At 62.4% G+C, this 15620-nt stretch carries 14 protein-coding genes and 1 pseudogene; 10 read left to right on the top strand and 5 right to left on the bottom strand.

Features of this window, described 5'->3' with window-relative positions:
- Positions 1–5: 5 nt before the first annotated feature.
- Both ACVOLZ_RS09340 and ACVOLZ_RS09335 read left to right on the top strand, forming a co-directional pair.
- Positions 6–944 carry a hypothetical protein gene (locus ACVOLZ_RS09340; protein WP_414608286.1) on the top strand — a complete coding sequence of 313 codons (939 nt, stop codon included), beginning with the start codon at positions 6–8 and terminating at the stop codon, positions 942–944.
- On the top strand, positions 941–1771 hold the full coding sequence (locus tag ACVOLZ_RS09335; RefSeq protein ID WP_481515907.1) for a murein L,D-transpeptidase catalytic domain-containing protein: 831 nt from the start codon (positions 941–943) through the stop codon (positions 1769–1771). Before ACVOLZ_RS09340 ends, ACVOLZ_RS09335 begins: the two co-directional genes overlap by 4 nt.
- A 51-nt stretch (positions 1772–1822) precedes the next feature.
- On the opposite strand, the gene ACVOLZ_RS09330 is transcribed toward ACVOLZ_RS09335, so the two are convergent.
- Positions 1823–1993 (bottom strand): hypothetical protein, encoded by a 171-nt coding sequence (locus ACVOLZ_RS09330; protein WP_180890675.1) that lies wholly within the window; start codon positions 1991–1993, stop codon positions 1823–1825.
- Positions 1994–2671: 678 nt separating this feature from the next.
- Between ACVOLZ_RS09330 and ACVOLZ_RS09325 the strand changes: the two genes are divergently transcribed.
- From ACVOLZ_RS09325 to mobF, 5 genes are all read left to right on the top strand, one after another.
- Positions 2672–2995: a helix-turn-helix domain-containing protein gene (locus tag ACVOLZ_RS09325; RefSeq protein WP_414608298.1), complete on the top strand. Its 324-nt coding sequence runs from the start codon at positions 2672–2674 to the stop codon at positions 2993–2995.
- Complete coding sequence (locus ACVOLZ_RS09320; RefSeq protein ID WP_414608299.1) at positions 2995–3870, top strand: ImmA/IrrE family metallo-endopeptidase; 876 nt, start codon at positions 2995–2997, stop codon at positions 3868–3870. Before ACVOLZ_RS09325 ends, ACVOLZ_RS09320 begins: the two co-directional genes overlap by 1 nt.
- A gap of 80 nt (positions 3871–3950) precedes the next feature.
- The gene (locus ACVOLZ_RS09315; protein WP_414608300.1) at positions 3951–5825 is read left to right on the top strand and encodes a type IV secretion system DNA-binding domain-containing protein; all 1875 of its coding nucleotides are present in this window, start codon (positions 3951–3953) and stop codon (positions 5823–5825) included.
- A 74-nt stretch (positions 5826–5899) separates the two neighbouring features.
- A complete protein-coding gene (locus ACVOLZ_RS09310) occupies positions 5900–6748 on the top strand; it encodes an ankyrin repeat domain-containing protein (RefSeq protein ID WP_481515906.1) in 849 nt (282 codons plus the stop codon).
- 35 nt (positions 6749–6783) lie between these two features.
- Entirely contained in the window at positions 6784–9546 is a 2763-nt protein-coding gene (gene mobF, locus ACVOLZ_RS09305; protein WP_414608302.1) for a MobF family relaxase, read from the top strand.
- Between the two features lie 17 nt (positions 9547–9563).
- Here mobF and ACVOLZ_RS09300 read toward each other — a convergent pair whose 3' ends face one another.
- The 4 genes from ACVOLZ_RS09300 to ACVOLZ_RS09285 all read right to left on the bottom strand — a co-directional run bounded on the left by ACVOLZ_RS09300 (position 9564) and on the right by ACVOLZ_RS09285 (position 13023).
- Positions 9564–10268, bottom strand: coding sequence for an abortive infection family protein (locus tag ACVOLZ_RS09300; RefSeq protein ID WP_481515905.1), 705 nt, complete (start codon positions 10266–10268; stop codon positions 9564–9566).
- 27 nt (positions 10269–10295) lie between these two features.
- Positions 10296–10700, bottom strand: coding sequence for a GIY-YIG nuclease family protein (locus tag ACVOLZ_RS09295; protein ID WP_414608304.1), 405 nt, complete (start codon positions 10698–10700; stop codon positions 10296–10298).
- Positions 10697–11452, bottom strand: a complete 756-nt coding sequence (locus ACVOLZ_RS09290) for a DUF5710 domain-containing protein (RefSeq protein ID WP_414608305.1) — start codon at positions 11450–11452, stop codon at positions 10697–10699. The genes ACVOLZ_RS09295 and ACVOLZ_RS09290 overlap by 4 nt, the downstream gene beginning before the upstream one ends.
- Positions 11453–11595: 143 nt before the next feature.
- On the bottom strand, positions 11596–13023 hold the full coding sequence (locus ACVOLZ_RS09285) for a tyrosine-type recombinase/integrase (RefSeq protein WP_481515904.1): 1428 nt from the start codon (positions 13021–13023) through the stop codon (positions 11596–11598).
- A 68-nt stretch (positions 13024–13091) separates the two neighbouring features.
- Here ACVOLZ_RS09285 and ACVOLZ_RS09280 point away from each other — a divergent pair.
- The 3 genes and pseudogenes from ACVOLZ_RS09280 to hglS all read left to right on the top strand — a co-directional run.
- Positions 13092–13451 (top strand): annotated as a pseudogene (locus tag ACVOLZ_RS09280) (HAD family hydrolase); the annotation flags it as partial.
- 1 nt (position 13452) lies between these two features.
- Positions 13453–14025, top strand: a complete 573-nt coding sequence (locus tag ACVOLZ_RS09275; RefSeq protein WP_481515903.1) for a hypothetical protein — start codon at positions 13453–13455, stop codon at positions 14023–14025.
- 93 nt (positions 14026–14118) lie between these two features.
- Entirely contained in the window at positions 14119–15477 is a 1359-nt protein-coding gene (hglS, locus tag ACVOLZ_RS09270) for a 2-oxoadipate dioxygenase/decarboxylase HglS (RefSeq protein WP_481515902.1), read from the top strand.
- Positions 15478–15620 lie beyond the last annotated feature (143 nt).

The raw sequence follows: 15620 nt of genomic DNA, 5'->3' as shown, positions 1-15620 counted from the left end.
CCCCCATGTCCAACAACCACGAGAACGATCTGTCCCTGGGCCGTCGCTACAAGAAGTACGAAGGGGCTTACAACCTGGCGTTTGCTGCTGACCCCGACACCCAGCTGCGCCGCTTCGATGAAATGGCGCCTGAGAGCGACCAGCAATGGAAGCGTTTGGAAGTCTTCCGCGGCAACGATCGCGAGGCCTACCACGCCCACAAGTCCAACCCGAACGACGCATTGGTGCGACCCACCGAGAAAGAGCAGCGCATGTGGGAGGCCAATCAGGCCGACATGTGGCGCATCGACCGTGAGCCCTCCTACGGCCAGCACGCGATGACCAACAACAAGTGGTTCGACCTGTCGTTGGAGCAGCGCCGTGGCGAGAACACCCAGAAGTTCTTCCACGCCGCAGAGCAGCGCTACGGCGGAGACTACGAGGCCTGGGCAGCCAAGGCCGGCAACAACGTGGTGGCCAAGGAGGACTACCTCCAGACCCGGGCTGGACTGGAAATTGAGCAGCGGCAGGCGGCCCAGCAGCAGAAGATGAAGGATGCCCAAGCCCAGGCGCAGTCCGCGCAACAAGCTCCGTCCACGCAGCAGGAAGCGCCGGCTCAGCCGACGCCGCAGGCCTCACCGGAGGCCCAAGGGCAGACCGCCCCCGCGGAAGCTCCCCGTCGCACACGTCTTTCCCTGGCCAACTTCGCCACCCCCGAGGACGGTATCGCGCATTTGCACAAGGAGATGTCCGCACTTCCCGCAGAACAGGTGAAGCAGCGGTTCGAGCAGGCCGAGGCTGATCACCAGGCCATGGGCAAAGGAAGGAGCGAAGACGCCGCTCCCCGGGTGGAGGCTTTGAACGCTTACCACGCCCAGATCCAGGAGGCACAGCAGCAGGAGCGCGGCCAGCGTCAGGAGGCGCCCGCCCAAGTTGAAACCCAGCGACGGACGTACCAGCAATGATTGCCCGGGCCACGTTGATCGCCATGCTGATGGTCGGCGGCTACGCCCAGGCGAAGGTGCCTAAGCACATCGAAGGCATGTCGCGCACCACGCACGCGCATGCCCAGCAGGCATTGGAGTGCTCCCGCAAGCTGGGGCGCGATCCTACGCTTCTGATCGTCGCCGACATGCGCCTGCCCAGTTCGGCCCAGCGCTTGTGGGCTATCGACCCGCGCACGTCCGAAGTGGTGTTGCGCACCGAAGTGGCGCACGGCCGCGGCTCTGATCCTGACCGCTCAGGAAGGGCATCCGTTTTCTCCAACACGCCCGGCTCACTGATGACCAGCGTAGGGCTGTACGCCGTATCTGAGTCTTACAGGAACACAAAGGACGGCAGCACCCGTCGTCGGTTGGACGGCCTGATGGTCGGCTTCAACGACGCGGCCCGGGAGCGGGCGGTGGTGCTTCACCCGGCCAGCTATGTCCGAACTGGCTGGGCAGGACATTCCGAAGGGTGTCCTGCCGTCTCGTACGCCGTCATGGATCAGTTGAACGAGCGTGGCCTGGACAATGCGGTGTTGTGGATCGAGGGTGACCAGGCCGGGTTGGCGGAGGCCATCGCGTCTTGCTCCGGTAGCAAGGCCCGCCACCGCTTCCGCTGGCCATGGCAACCCAAGCTACCCGCCGAGCCGGAATGGAAGCCGGAGGCGTCCGACGCCTTGAACCCGCTTTTCGACATCCAAGCTGATGGGTTCTGCCCCGTGCGAACAGACCTGGTGTGGTTCAGCCAGGAGGCCCCCCTGTTTGCCAGCTTGGCAGGCGGGCGCTGGCCCTTGGCGATGTGGTAGCCCAAAAAAGAAGAGGGGGGCGAAAGCCCCCCTCTCTCGTAAGCCGCAGGCTTACTTTTCCTTACGAACGCCCTTGAAGGGCTGCTTGTCCGATTTCACGTCCATGAAACGACCGGTGTCGGCGTTTCGTTTGACGTAGTGACCCGAGGGCGTCTGGGTCTGGGAACGGTTGCGGACAGCGCCGTTGCGATGCCCGTCACCTTTCGGTGGATTGGTAGCCATGAGTGTCTCCTTGTAAGTGGTGTGATGGGGCTCAGCCATTTCCGCCTTCCAATGGTTGGGCAGCATTCCTGCTGCCCAACCACCTACGCGATTACTTGGTGTCTTCGCGTACCCAGATCGGCCAGGCTTTCAGCCCCTTGGATGCGGCATGCAGCTTCTTGCCGTTCCTCAGGGTGATCACAGGCCTGAAAATCAGCCTGTAACCTGGACGATGGGGGTAGATCGGCGGAGTCGAATTCGACATGGCCGTAGCCCTCGTGTTGGAGGTATCCAACCGAGAACTCACAGGAGGGGGCGTCTTGTTGACAGTTTTCGAGAGCAATAGCTATACTCTCCGGACTGTCTTGGCGGACAGTCGCTCCTCCCGTAAGACCACACGATGCTGAATACCGTGCAAGCGTGGTTTTGGGTCTTAGGGTCGATCTTCGACATCGACCACTAGATCTAGGTTGTAAAAGAGCTTGAACTACAACTTCTAGGGCTCGGTCTCAGCGCCGGGCCTTTTCACGTTCCTACAAGATTAGCACTCGCTGAAGCTGATTGCTAATCCATTTTGGCCGCACAGGGTCTTTTTGTCCGGTAGACCGAACAAGGTGATTCTGGCAGCGGGGTTCGGACTTGTCAAACGGAAAGTTCGGTGTAGTAGTATTTCGTCGTTCCCGAATCATTACCAGCTCCATGGCGACCCGTCTCGGCGAGAAAATCCGACAGCTCCGGAAGGAGCAGCAAATGACCTTGGATGCCTTGGCACTGGCAGCGGGGATGAGCAAGAGCTACCTATGGGAGCTGGAGAACAAGGAATCGCCCCGACCATCGGCTGAAAAGCTTGATGCCTTGGCGAAGGTCCTGGGGCGCCCTGTTTCCTACTTCTTGGATAGCGACGAAGAGGTGCCAGAGGAAGAGCATCTGAACGAGGCCTTCTTCCGCAACTACAAGGATCTCGAGAAGGAAGATCGGGAACGCATTCGAATGATCGTGGAATCGTTCCGGAAGCGTTCCTGATGACCGATCCGCTAACGGCGTCCAAGGCGGCGTACAAGTTCACCCGTGTACTGGACTTGTTCGCCGCCCATCACGGCACGCAGCGGTTCCCGATCGATGTTGTTGCGCTGGCCAAAGATGCAGCCAACCAGTTCGGCGGCAAAGATCCCATCACTGAAGTGCGTGCCGCGGACATCAAGAGGTTCGAGGGGGCGCTGATCCCGGGCGAAGATCGTCGCGAGTGGATGCTGCTCTACAACGACAAGATCCGATCCGAAGGTCGCATCCGTTTCACGCAGGCGCACGAACTCGGGCACTACCTCCTGCATCGGCATAAGCAAGAGTCCTTCTCCTGCGCCGAGAAGGATGTGGTCAACCTGGAAAGTGACGAAGCTACGATCGAAGCACAGGCAGATGTCTTTGCATCGACCCTGCTTATGCCTTTGAACGACTTTCGTGACCAGATGTCGGGCTCGGCAGACTTCGATGGAATCGGCTCATGCGCGAGCCGCTATGGCGTTTCACTGACAGCTGCAGCATTGCGCTGGCTTCGCTACACAGAAACCCAAGCGGTCCTAGTCGTACATCGCGATGGGTTCATGCGGTGGGCATACTCAAGTGCGCCAGCGCTCAAGAATGGCGCGTTCTATCGAACCCGAAGCCAGACCGTCCCTATTCCGGACACGTCGCTAGCAGCAAACGAGGGCGTGGATCATGAGCGGGGCGGGGTGGAGATTTCGGCTCGCACCTGGTTTCCGCACGCGCCAGCGGATCTGTCATTGCGCGAGATGAAGATCAGCGCAAACGAGTACGATTCGGTGATGACGCTCTTGGTACTGCCGCGCGGATCCAGTGTATGGCAACCCTGGAGCGAACGCGCCGGTAGTAGGCGGTAGCTGATTAGGGACGGCGATAAGCCGTAGCCGTTCGCGATCTGGCGCTGGACAGGGCGACTGTCCTCGCCATCTTGTTGGGCATGAAGCCCCCCATCTACGACGCCTTCGGCCCACCCGGCAAGCACATCGACCCATCGGTTCCAGTTCGACGCTGGGACCTGGGCTTGGCTTATGGCCTGCTGGGTGGCGCGGTAGGTTTCTTCCCCGTTGCGGGGTGGGGGATGGGCATGCGCGATACCGTCCGCGCATTGACGCTGGATCCTGCCTTCTACTCCCAGATCGACAACCCGCAGTGGCTGTCCGACTGGTCTACGCTGGCCGTGGCCACCGCCGTAGGACTGGCAGCGGGTAGTGGGTTGGCGTGGACGGGGCTTATTCCGCGCGCCAACCAGTGGGTAGTCTCTGGCCCCAAGCTCCTGGAAGGGAAAGAGGCCGTCCGCGAGGCGCGCCGACGCTCACCCTCCGAAGCCAAACGCCAAGCCGACACGTTCGGCATGTATCTGCATCCCGACCTGTGGCTGTCAAAGAAGCAGCTGTCGCGCCACATCCTGATGTACGGCTCAGTCGGCAGCGGCAAGACGCAAATCCTGCTGGCGCTGCTGCGGCAGGTCTTCCGGCACAACGAGGCGAAGTGCCTGATCTACGATGTCAAAGGCGACCTGACGAGCCGGTTGCCCGCGTCGATTTGCTCGCCATTCGACCGCCGCAGTCGGGTGTGGTGGGTGGCCCGCGATGTCCGCACTGCCACGCAGGCCGCCGCGTTCGCCGACAGCCTGATCCCGGAAGACAGCGGGAGCGGCAAGTTCTGGACGCAGGCCGCACGACAAATTCTGCTGGGCGTGGTGCTGTCGTTGCAAAACGAAAAGCCCCAGAGGTGGACCTGGACGGATCTGGCGCAGCGTGTGTCCATGAAAGCCAAGGACATGGCCCCAGTTCTGGACAGGAACTACCGCAAGGCCCATGGGCTGATTTCCGACCCCACTTCCCAGACGAGTTTCAACGTGCTGGCCACCCTGCAGGGCTATACCCGCGTCATCGACGATCTGGCGCGGGCCTGGCCGGACTATGAGGTGGGCAAGGACCTGACGCCCGAGACTCCATGGCCAGGAGAGAAGGAAGAAGCCGCATGGAATGCCACGTGGTTGAAGGGCCGGCGGTTGTTCTCAATCACCGACTGGGCCATGGATGGGTACGACGGCCCGAAGAAGGTCATCCTGCAAAGCGGCCCCGACGCTGGGTTGGTCTCGGCCTACATCGCAGCGATGGTCAACGTGGCCGTGCCTGCCATCATTTCGCCCCAGCTGCCGGACAACGAAGAGGGGCGCTTCCTGGGCTTCTTCCTCGATGAGTTGGCGTCCATTGGCAAGATCAACTTCCAGCCACTGGTGGACAAGGGGCGCTCCAAGGGCTGCGTGTGCGTGCTGGCCACCCAGGACCTGGCGCAGCTGCGCGCGCCATCGCTGTACGGTGAACACCTGACCAAGGCGCTACAAGGCATGGTGGGCACCCATGTGATCTGCCAGATCCAGATGGGTGAAACGCGCGACGAGCTATCACGCCTGATGGGGAGCAACAACGTGGCCCGCATGGATCACGGCCCCGGGGCCCGCCTGTCCAATGATGGCAAGCCCGTGGTGTACCCCTCGCAGTTCACCGACCAACTGGGCTTCCGCAAGACCGAGCGCTGGTGGTGGCGCTTCTCCCCCGCCAAGCGAAACGATCCGGGTTTCATCATCCGCGCCCTGGTCCAGCAGGGGGGCGATGTGCTGATGCTGGACTTCCCCGGACAGAAGCTGCCAGACCGACGGCCTGGCCAAGTGCCCGCTCGGTGGACGCAGCGGCCGGCGGGCCTGGAACCCGAGCGCCCCGAAGACAAGATGATGAGCACGTGGGCGGACAAGCCCATGGGCAAGACGTACTCGGGCGAAGAGATCGAGAACCTGTTTCACCATTGAGTTCGCAAGATCAGGGGTTGCCGAAATCAGCCTGACTGCTTCCATGGAAGGGTCCTTCTTCCCCGAGGCCTTCCATGTCGCTGTTCACTCCCACCGGCCATCTATTGCCGTATCCGCAGTTCCGTCAGCACCTGCGTGACGGGGCAGATCCTAATGCGTGCTTTCGAGCCGCGGATCTCCTCGATCGGACTCCGCTTCTGCTAGCGGTGTTGCAGAAAGCGTCAGACCTCGACCATCTGCATGCCCTGCTGGCTGATAAAAGAACTGACGTGACCATTGCGGATATCCAAGGCCGTAACGCGCTTCACTTGGCGTGTGAACGTGGTCATGAAGGCGTTGTGCGGCTGTTGTGCCATGCGGGTGTCGCGGTCAATGGAAGCGACATCGAAGGGCGGAGACCTATCCACTACGCCATCGGCCCGGAGGTGAGTGCGTCGCAGTCTGTGCAGGTTCTACGTGTCCTGATCGAGTACGGCGCAGACATCAATGCCCGGAACAAGTCAGGGCGGACAGCGCTCCATGAGGCGATGTTCAGCGGCTCATCGTTCTGGCACAAGCCCGTGGACGAGAAGGTAGCTTGTCTGTTGAAAGCGAGATGCGCTGTGGACATTCAAGATAAACAGGGCAGAACGCCGATGTTTCTAGCCGCTGTCACCGGGCACCATCGGGTGGTGCGGGCAATGCTCGCCGCCGGAGCCAATCCCGAGCTTGCCCACCGTGAAGGATATCGGCCCGTGGATGCCGTCCGACGCCAGATCGCAGAAGACAGCCTGGGCCTGGACAACCACATGGGGTACTTCGAGGACCTATCGGAGGTGCTGGACATCCTTGTTTCCCACACCCGGGCCCGGCTCACCCAGTTGAGCGGGTCTGTCGTGGCGCGAACGAGCGGCCAGTCTGGAGCGTTAGTCCGGCGGATGTAGTTGCCAAACCGCGCATTCCCGAGACACTGAAAGCCATGCTCAACGTCAAAGACCTGAACTCGCAAGGCCACAATAAGTACGGCGACGCCATGCTTGACTATGCGTGGCAGACCAAGCGGCTGACCAGCTACTACGTCGGCCAGAAAGGTATGGAGAAGGACACTCTGCGCTGGGGTGGCCACGGAGCGGCCTACTTCGACCTGATCGACAAGCCCGTGACCAAGGAACAGATGATGGAGCTGGCCGCCGGCTACTCCCCTGACGGCCAGAAGACTGCCCTGTGCCAGAACGCGGGCGTGCTGCCTGAGCAGAAGGTCAAGCTCGACCGCAACGGCCAGCCTCGCCTGGACAAGAACGGCCAGCCCATCACGAAGTGGGAGGGTGGCCACCAGGTGGGGTACGACTGCAAGCTCAGTCCCCCAAAGTCCGTGTCCATGATGTTCGCCATCTCCGATCCAGAGATGCGCGGTGCGATCTTGGCAGCGCACCGCGACGCGAACGACAAGGCCATGGAGGTGCTGACAGGCGCAATCGAAACGCGCCGCGGAAAGGGCAGCAAGAACTACATCGGTGTGAACGGGCCCATCTGGGTGTCATGCGACCACACCACCGAGCGAGAGAACGGGTTCCATCTCCACACCCACAATATTCTGTTCGGCGTGGCCCAAGGCGAGGATGGGAAGTGGGCTACGTTCGAGAGCAGCGAGCTGTACCGCCACCAGAAGGCCGCCGACGCTGTCTACCAGTCCCATCTGGCCGAGAACATGCGCCGCTTGGGCTTCGGCATTGAGCAAGACGCCCAGTTGAACAAGGAAGGGCAGGACACCGGCATTCGGTCGTGGCGCGTGGCTGGTGTGAGCCGCGACACCGAGCTGATGTTCTCCGAACGGCAGCGCCAGATCTACGAGGCCATGGCCGCCGGCATGTCCCACGACCAGGCCTGGCGCCAGACCCGCAAGACAAAGGACGAACCCGAGCCCGAACAGCTCTTTGCCCAGTGGCAGGAGTCGATCAAGGGCCAAGGCGTGGAGGTTGAGATCCAGCACTACCTGGGGCGGCCCGACGTGCAGGCGCCCCGCCGCACCGATGAGCAGATCATGGCCAAGCTCCACGAGAGCAAAGCAGTGGTCACCGACGCGGACATTCAGTGGGAAGTCTTCCGAGCGCGAGCAGGCGACAGTCCCCAAGCCATTCAGGAGGACGTGCAGCGGCTGCGAGACACCATGGTCAAGATCGCGCCCGAGCGGCAGCACGCCATGGACCAGGGCGAAATCCTGTCGCGGCGCTACACCGAGACGCGCTTCGCATGGTCCGAAGTCGTGGACTGGGAGCAAGAAGTGGTGTGGCGAGCCGAAGAGCGAAAGAACGACCAGACCGTGCAGGTGTCCAAGACCGTACTGGACCAGGCGATTGCCGACTACCAGCAGGAGAAGGGCTTCACGCTGTCCCAGGAGCAAACCAGCGGGCTGTATCACCTGTGTTCGGACTCCGGCGGGCATGCGGTACTGGCGGGTGTGGCAGGCAGCGGCAAGACCACGATTTCCGATGTTTACAAGCGGGCGTTCGAGGCCAACGGCCAGCAGTTGATCGGCGTGTGCGTGTCCAACAAGGCCGCCAGCAAGCTGCAAGAAGAGTCCGGGATGGAAAGCGTCAACATCAAGCAGCTGTTGTCCCGGCTGGAAGGCGGCAAGCCGCTGTCCGCCAGCATGCCAGCGCTCACCAGCAAATCAGTGGTGGTGCTCGATGAGGCCGGCATGGTGCCGACTTGGGAAGTGCGCGAACTCATGCGCTATGTAGACGCTGCAGGCGGAAAGCTCCTGCTTCAAGGCGATACCAAGCAGCTCCAGCCCATTGGCGCCGGGTCGGGCATGGCCTTGGTCTCCGAGAAGCTGGGGCAGGCCGAGTTGACCGAGATCAGGCGCCAGAAGAACGCCGAAGACCGCGATATCGCATTCCTGCTCTACGACCGAGACGAACGCGGCCGGGTCATCCTGGACAACCGTGGGCCCAAATCCAGGGGCGAGGTGTTCGAGAAGAGCAGGACGATCTACGAGAAGCTGGAGGACCGCGGCTGCATCGATGGGTTCGACACCCGCGACCAAGCCATGGACGCTTGCGTGTCCGACTGGTTGAACAGCCACTACGCTTTCGACAACAAGCTTCTGATGGCCTCCGACCACGCCGACATTCAGGCGTTGACGCTCCGGGTGCGCCAAGAGCTACGCGCACGCAACGAGCTGGCCGGGGAAGACCATACGTTCCTCGGGCGGCATGGTGATCGCGAGTTCGACATGAGCGTGGCCCTAGGCGAGCGCGTGCGCTTCACCAAGAACGACAGCGCCTTAGGCGTGAACAACGGCGACTTGGCCACGGTGGAGGGGCTTAGCCGAACAGAGAAGGGGTCTCTGGCACTGAACCTGAGGGTGGTCCGAAGCGGCCAGCCCAGTTTCGCCGTGGCGGTCGATACGGCTGAGTACAGCCATCTGGCGGCAGGCTACTGCCGCACCGTCCACGACGCCCAGGGGCAGGGCGTCGATGATGTGTTTCTGTTCGCCAACCCCAAGATGATGGACAACCAGTCGGCCCTAGTGGCTTTCACCCGACTCAAGGGTGGGCGCTTCCGCATGTACGGCTCAGAGATTGAGCTGGACCAGATCCGCAACAAGCTGGGCGTCGATCACTTGAAGCAGAATGCCACGCAGGAAGGGCTGTGGCAGGAGCGGGCCACCGTCCGCCCGCCCACAATGGAGCAGGACTACGACCAGGTGTTGCGTCGCCAGCAGGGGATGCAGCGGTAGCCTGGAGCGTATGGTGACTAGCGGTTCTGCTCTTCGAATGAGTCCAGCAGATACAGGGCCAGCGAGCCGGCAATGTTCACGCTCAGCAGGGCTTGGCTCGGAGTTGGAGGGCGGGCGGTTGAGGTAGATCCGTGTGCATCTCCGATCTTGCTTCGGAGAGAACCGATCTCCCGCATGATCGTATCGAAGTGCGCCAGAATGGCAGAGTCCTGGCCACTTGGAAGGCCATCACCTACCAGCTTCACTGTGAGCTCGAACAGCTTCTTTCGGTTCTCGGGAACGGGCTCACCGTTTTGCTCGACGATCCACTTCATCACGGACTCAAGAAAGCTGTTGGCGGCCGTGATCGACCCCATGGGATCACTCTTGCTCCGCCCAATGGCTCGGTCCCAGCTGTTGCGCAAGGCTGACTTGTTGTCGCTTGCAGCAATCTCATCGACAAGCTGCTCAATCAGCGTTCCAGGGCCAATCTCCTCAGCCAAGGCTTCCTCGCCATGGTATGTCAGACCGCCAGTCGTAATGACGGCAGTGAAGTATCTTTGCCCGCTGCAAGCATCAACGATTGAAATGGCATCGCGGATGTAGCCCATGTCCTTGGCATGCACCAAAGCGTTGGCGATGGGCTGGAACCTCTTGATCTCCTCCGGCGTGCCATCCTTGGGCTCGAACTTGCTAGTTCCAGATCGGATTAGCCTAAGAACATGAATGAGCCTGGCTTCCATTGGGCTGCGAGATATGATGAGTTGAGGCTAGTGTAGGGCAGTCATCCCCGTAGAGGTCGCCGTTCGCTGGACCTTCCAACCCTTGGTAATGAGCGTCCGCCACGCTTCCAGGCGGCGTAGCAGCCCCATGCGCCGACCCAAATCCACCATCACGTTGGGCGGCTGGATATAGACCCTCCAGCCCTTGATGTGGGCGACCCACCGCCACACGTACTCGCGCTCTTCGGCATCTGCATAGGTGCCTTCGATCGCTTCCAATACCACCATTCGGTGGGGTCTCAGCCAACCGCCGGCTGCGGTCCGATGTTGGCTTGCGCGTTGCTTGGGGTTGATGGTCTGGCCGATGTACACGGCCCGCTCCTGGTCGAAGACCAGCGCGTAGAGGTGGCGGGTGCGCTTCTGGAAGTGGGTTCGTCGCACCCACTGGCTCATTCCGGAAATCCCAGTGCGGCTAGGAACTCGTCCAGCGTGGAGCCGGGCGACCGCACCTTGTTGAAGTGGACGGCCCTTTCGGCCCGCTTGTCGGAGTCAGGCAGTCGAACCGCAATGCCGGCGTTCTCGATGATCGATAGGTCCAGCGCCCACTGCTGGCCTGAGCGCTGTTTCCACAGCGTGTTGGCCTCCCGCAGGTGCTGGTCCAGGGTCACGTCGTCCCAGCCGTTTGTAAGGCGCAGGTGTTCGCGGGCAGCCTGTTCTTCGTTCAAGGATTCGGCTCGACCGTAATGGATGGCGTGGTGGCAGCGGCTGCAGGCACAGACCAGCCGCTTCAAGACCTGGATGCCGTCCACGTAATCGAACCGCTCGTGAGCCTCCAGGTGGATGTCCTGTTCCCGGTTGGCCGTCGTCCCGCACAGCTCGCACTTGCGGCCCGCCCGCAGCTTTACGCCCAGGCTGATCCGCTTCCAGTCGTTGGGTTCAACGCATGAGCGGACATGGGTATACCAGCAAGTGGTGGGGATCAGGTCTACCGCCAACTTGGTGCCGGATCCGAATGCCCGATCCTCGCCCGGAAAGATTTCCACAGGCGGCAGGGGCGTGATCCGGGGCCAATGCTCGGCCAGCGCTGCATCGACGGTAGGCAAGCCATCCGGCGCATACCAGAGTTCGTGATCCAGGCACCAGCGGGCACCTAATGCCTTGGCGTGGTTCTTGTCGTTGAAAGGAACGCGGAAATAGGTCGGCATTCCTTCACGGTAAGAGGGGCGCGTGATCTGGCAACCCCAAACAAGACACCCCCGGCGAACCGGGGGTGGGGCCGCATAGAGACCCTGCGGCGAGGGCGAGGTGGGCCCGCCGCTCTATCAGAGTGTGGAAAGGACGCAGTAGGTCAAGCGGCCACTTTCTTGGAAAACAACACAGCCATGACCTGGGCCATTTCGTCAGGCGACAGCTCCGACAACACCGCCACTGCCGTCTCTACCGCCGACGGTCCTCCGGTGCCGCCCGAAGCCAGGCGCCTGCGGTCGGCTTCCGCCATCTTGCGCCGGATGGCATCCGATTTCGGGTTGAAGTACCTCATGAAGGAGGCCAAGTCATCGTGCCCTGACATCTTGGCGATCATGGCCACGGGCATGTCCTCGCCCAGCTCCGTAATGCGGGTGTGCCGCAGATCGTGCAGCCGCTTGTTCAGCAGGTCCGGTCGGTTGTGTTTTCGGGCGGCGCGCCTGCGTGCGCGCTCCCAGGCCTTCGTGACGGCGTCTGGCCAGATACGGGCGCCAGCGGCAGTCAGGAACACGGCGCCGGTCTGGGTATCGCTGGCTTCGCGGCGACGCGCCAGCATCTCGACCACTGCAGGGACGAAAGGAACGGTGCGCTCCCGCGGCAGGTCTTTGCCGTTGACCCGGCGGCTCTTGGTGTTCGTGAGCTTTGCTGCAGTGTTGTCCGAAGTCACCCGCTCCCAGTCCAGCTTGACCGCCTCACTACGACGCATGGCCGAGTAGCGGTTCATCACCACCACGTCCCGCGTGGCCTGATCGCATTCTTTCATCTCGTCCATGATCCAGCCGAACTCTTCATCGGTCAGGGTCTCGTCCCGACCGGGATCCTTGGTGATTGGCGGCAATGGCACCTTGGTCAGTTCCAGGTCCAGCCCCCACTCACGGATGGCATGGCCCATCACCGTGCGGATGGTCTGGATGAGCTTGATGCAGGCGTTGTTCTTGGGTGGCTGTCCGTTGCGGCCCTTGTAGTGGAGCAGGATGGACCGGGGATGGGATCGTGGGTGCTCCGTATAGAAGTCAGTGGGCACCAGTTCGTCCATCGTCTTGCCCAGCACGGGAGCGAACGCTTTGTTGCGGGCGTTGGCGCCTTTCTCGGCGATACCCAGCAGGACTCGCACGCGAGAGCGATCCGAGGCGCATGAGCGATACTTGATCGAGCCGTCGTCCAGGCCTTCCAGGTACTTCGTCAGCAGGGCTTTCAGCGTCCATGAGCTGGCCTGGGCGCTTCGTGAGAACTGCTTGCCGGACTTGTCCAACGCAAGCCATTCGGCTTCGGCCCAGGCTTCCGCCTGCCTCTGCCAATGGAGCAGATCTTTCTCGGTGTAGCCCCCGGTCTTGGGGCTGATGGACAGCTTCCAGACGTGGGTCTTGTCGCGATAAACGGCATTGTCCTTCTGCCACCGGATACGCGCAGCCCATCGAGGCTCGCCAACGGCTATAAAGAACACGCCGGGAACGGATGACTGCCAGTCCTGGGCCAGTAGCGCCTTGGACTTGGCCCTGGCGGCCATAACGGCCTTGGAAGGACGTGCCACGAGATTGCCCTTGATTTGCCCCGATTACGGAACTGTACTATAAAATGATCGCACAATCAGTAACATACAAGACGCGCATGTTCCACCAGGAGCAGAAGATCGAGCGTTCCGGCCTGCTGGATCTGTTCCCGCGCATCGAGATCATCTCTGAGAAGGACCAGTCGACCTACGCCAAGGTATTGGCCGAGTTCAACATGCCAGCCGAGCGTTTCGTGATGATCGGCAACTCGCTGCGCTCGGATATCGAGCCGGTGCTGGGTCTGGGCGGCTGGGGCATCCACACCCCGTACGCGATGACCTGGGCACACGAGGCCGAGCATGGTGTCTCCGCGGAAGAACCGCGCCTGCATCACGCCGATACCGCTCACCAGTGGCCGGAAGCGGTGCGCGCTGTCGCCGCGCAGGCCGCAGCGGCGCAAGGCAACTGAGGTGAGCGCGGCCAGCTCCCGGCAACACCTGCGTCGGCCAGCCTTGCTGCTGCGACTTGGTCTGCTGGCAGCTGCCGTGTTGCCACTGCCGTTGCTGGCACAACAGCCGGCAACGGCAGCGGTGGCCGAGGCCTACGCGCCGGCCACCGGTGACGCCTGGGTGGACAAGCAGCTGGCCGATATCAACGCCTATGCCGCGCGTTACCCGGAAGCCTTCGTCGACGAGCTGGCGCGTTATGCCAGCGCCCGCCCGGGCTATGTGCAGGCCTTGCTGCAGGACCATGGCTGGAAGCCCGGCGATGTCTATCTGGCCTGCTTCTGGGGCAAGCTCAACGGCAGCAACTGCCGCGCCGCGGTGAAGGCCCGCGCACAGCAGCCGGAGGCGAGCTGGAAAGAGGTGCTGGCCGGTCTGCAACCGCCACCGGACAACCTGCGCTGGCGCGCCCTGCGCCATGCCATCGTCGCCAGTTTCGACCACTGGGACCGGCCGATAACCCTGGACCCGCTGCTGCAGCGTCAGCTCGGCGACCGCGCCCAGCGCGAGGTGGCAGCGCGCAAAAGCGCTGCGGAGTAACCCGCGGCGGTATTTGCTGCCGTACAGATAGGCGCAGGGGGCGATTCCGGGCGAAAATGGCGTTCCTTCGATTTCGCGTCAAAGCGCTTTGTCATGACCGCCGACCGTTTCGTTTCGCCCGATCACATCCGCAGCCTGTTCTCGCAGGCGATGTCGCATATGTACCGCACCGAAGTGCCGTTGTACGGCACGTTGGTGGAACTGGTTGGCGCGATCAACGCCGACGTCCTGGCCGCGCAACCGGAGCTGGCTGCGCAGATGCAGCGCAGCGGCGAGCGCGAGCGCCTGGACGTGGAGCGCCATGGCGCGATCCGCGTCGGCACCGCGCAGGAGCTGGCCACGCTTGGCCGCCTGTTCGCGGTGATGGGCATGCAGCCGGTGGGTTATTACGATCTGTCGGTGGCCGGCGTGCCGGTGCATTCCACTGCCTTCCGGCCGGTGGATGGCGAGTCCTTGAACCGCAACCCCTTCCGCGTGTTCACCTCGCTGCTGCGGCTGGAGCTGATCGAAGACGCCGCACTGCGCGAGCAGGCCGCCGAGATCCTGGCCCGCCGCAACATCTTCACCGCTGGCGCGCTGCAGCTGATCGAGCAGTGCGAGCGCGATGGTGGCTTGAGCGAAGACGATGCCTGGCGCTTCGTCGTTGAGTCGCTGGAGACCTTCCGCTGGCACAACGAAGCCACCGTGTCGCTGGAGACCTATCACGCCCTGCATGGCGCGCATCGTCTGGTCGCCGACGTGGTCAGCTTCCGTGGGCCGCATATCAACCACCTCACCCCGCGCACGCTGGACATCGATGCCGCGCAGGCGGCGATGCATGCGCGTGGTCTGGCGGCAAAGGCTGTGATCGAAGGCCCGCCGCGCCGCGACTGCGCCATCCTGTTGCGCCAGACCAGCTTCAAGGCGCTGGAGGAACTGGTGCATTTCCCCTCCGGCGCGGACAACGACGCCGGTACTCATACCGCGCGCTTTGGTGAAATCGAACAGCGCGGCCTCGCGCTGACGCCGAAGGGCCGTGACCTGTATGACGCCCTGCTTGCGCAGGCACGCGGCGGCGAAGGCAGTGCCGGTGGTGACTACATGCAGCGCCTGCAGAGCGCGTTCGCCGCGTTCCCTGATGACCATGCAACGCTGCGCCGCGAAGGCCTGGGTTATTACCGCTACGGCCTGACCGATGCGGGCCTTGCCGCTGATGCGGAAACCCGTGCCTTGCCGGCGGAAGTGTTGATCGAGCGCGGCCTGGCCAGTGCTGATCCGATCATCTATGAGGATTTCCTGCCGGTGAGCGCGGCGGGTATTTTCCAGTCCAATCTTGGTGGTGGTGAGCAGCGGGCCTATGCCGCGCGTGCCAACCGCGATGCTTTCGAGCAGGCCCTGGGCGCGCCGGTCAGCGACGAGTTCGCGATCTACGAACGCCTGCAGGCTGAGTCGCTGGCAGCGCTGAGCGCCTGATGCATTGCCCCCTCCCTTTGCCGCAGGCAAGGGGAGGGTTGGGGAGGGGGCTCTTGCCGTCTGTATTTGGGGGCGGCGCCACGCCGCAAGAAGGAACCAAAAAAACAACCAAAAAAAAAAAGAAACGAACAAACAAAAGAAAA

The sequence above is a fragment of the Stenotrophomonas sp. STEN020 genome, assembly GCF_056760195.1.
The sequence above is the reverse complement of the archived record's forward strand: the minus strand, read 5'-3'. Positions and strand labels throughout refer to the sequence as shown.

Bases quoted from the DNA above. Each gene is read 5' to 3' on its own strand.
- ACVOLZ_RS09340 (WP_414608286.1), top strand. From the start codon at position 6: ATGTCCAACAACCACGAGAACGATCTGTCCCTGGGCCGTCGCTACAAG.
- ACVOLZ_RS09335 (WP_481515907.1), top strand. From the start codon at position 941: ATGATTGCCCGGGCCACGTTGATCGCCATGCTGATGGTCGGCGGCTAC.
- ACVOLZ_RS09330 (WP_180890675.1), bottom strand. From the start codon at position 1,993: ATGGCTACCAATCCACCGAAAGGTGACGGGCATCGCAACGGCGCTGTC.
- ACVOLZ_RS09325 (WP_414608298.1), top strand. From the start codon at position 2,672: ATGGCGACCCGTCTCGGCGAGAAAATCCGACAGCTCCGGAAGGAGCAG.
- ACVOLZ_RS09320 (WP_414608299.1), top strand. From the start codon at position 2,995: ATGACCGATCCGCTAACGGCGTCCAAGGCGGCGTACAAGTTCACCCGT.
- ACVOLZ_RS09315 (WP_414608300.1), top strand. From the start codon at position 3,951: ATGAAGCCCCCCATCTACGACGCCTTCGGCCCACCCGGCAAGCACATC.
- ACVOLZ_RS09310 (WP_481515906.1), top strand. From the start codon at position 5,900: ATGTCGCTGTTCACTCCCACCGGCCATCTATTGCCGTATCCGCAGTTC.
- mobF (WP_414608302.1), top strand. From the start codon at position 6,784: ATGCTCAACGTCAAAGACCTGAACTCGCAAGGCCACAATAAGTACGGC.
- ACVOLZ_RS09300 (WP_481515905.1), bottom strand. From the start codon at position 10,268: ATGGAAGCCAGGCTCATTCATGTTCTTAGGCTAATCCGATCTGGAACT.
- ACVOLZ_RS09295 (WP_414608304.1), bottom strand. From the start codon at position 10,700: ATGAGCCAGTGGGTGCGACGAACCCACTTCCAGAAGCGCACCCGCCAC.
- ACVOLZ_RS09290 (WP_414608305.1), bottom strand. From the start codon at position 11,452: ATGCCGACCTATTTCCGCGTTCCTTTCAACGACAAGAACCACGCCAAG.
- hglS (WP_481515902.1), top strand. From the start codon at position 14,119: ATGACCGCCGACCGTTTCGTTTCGCCCGATCACATCCGCAGCCTGTTC.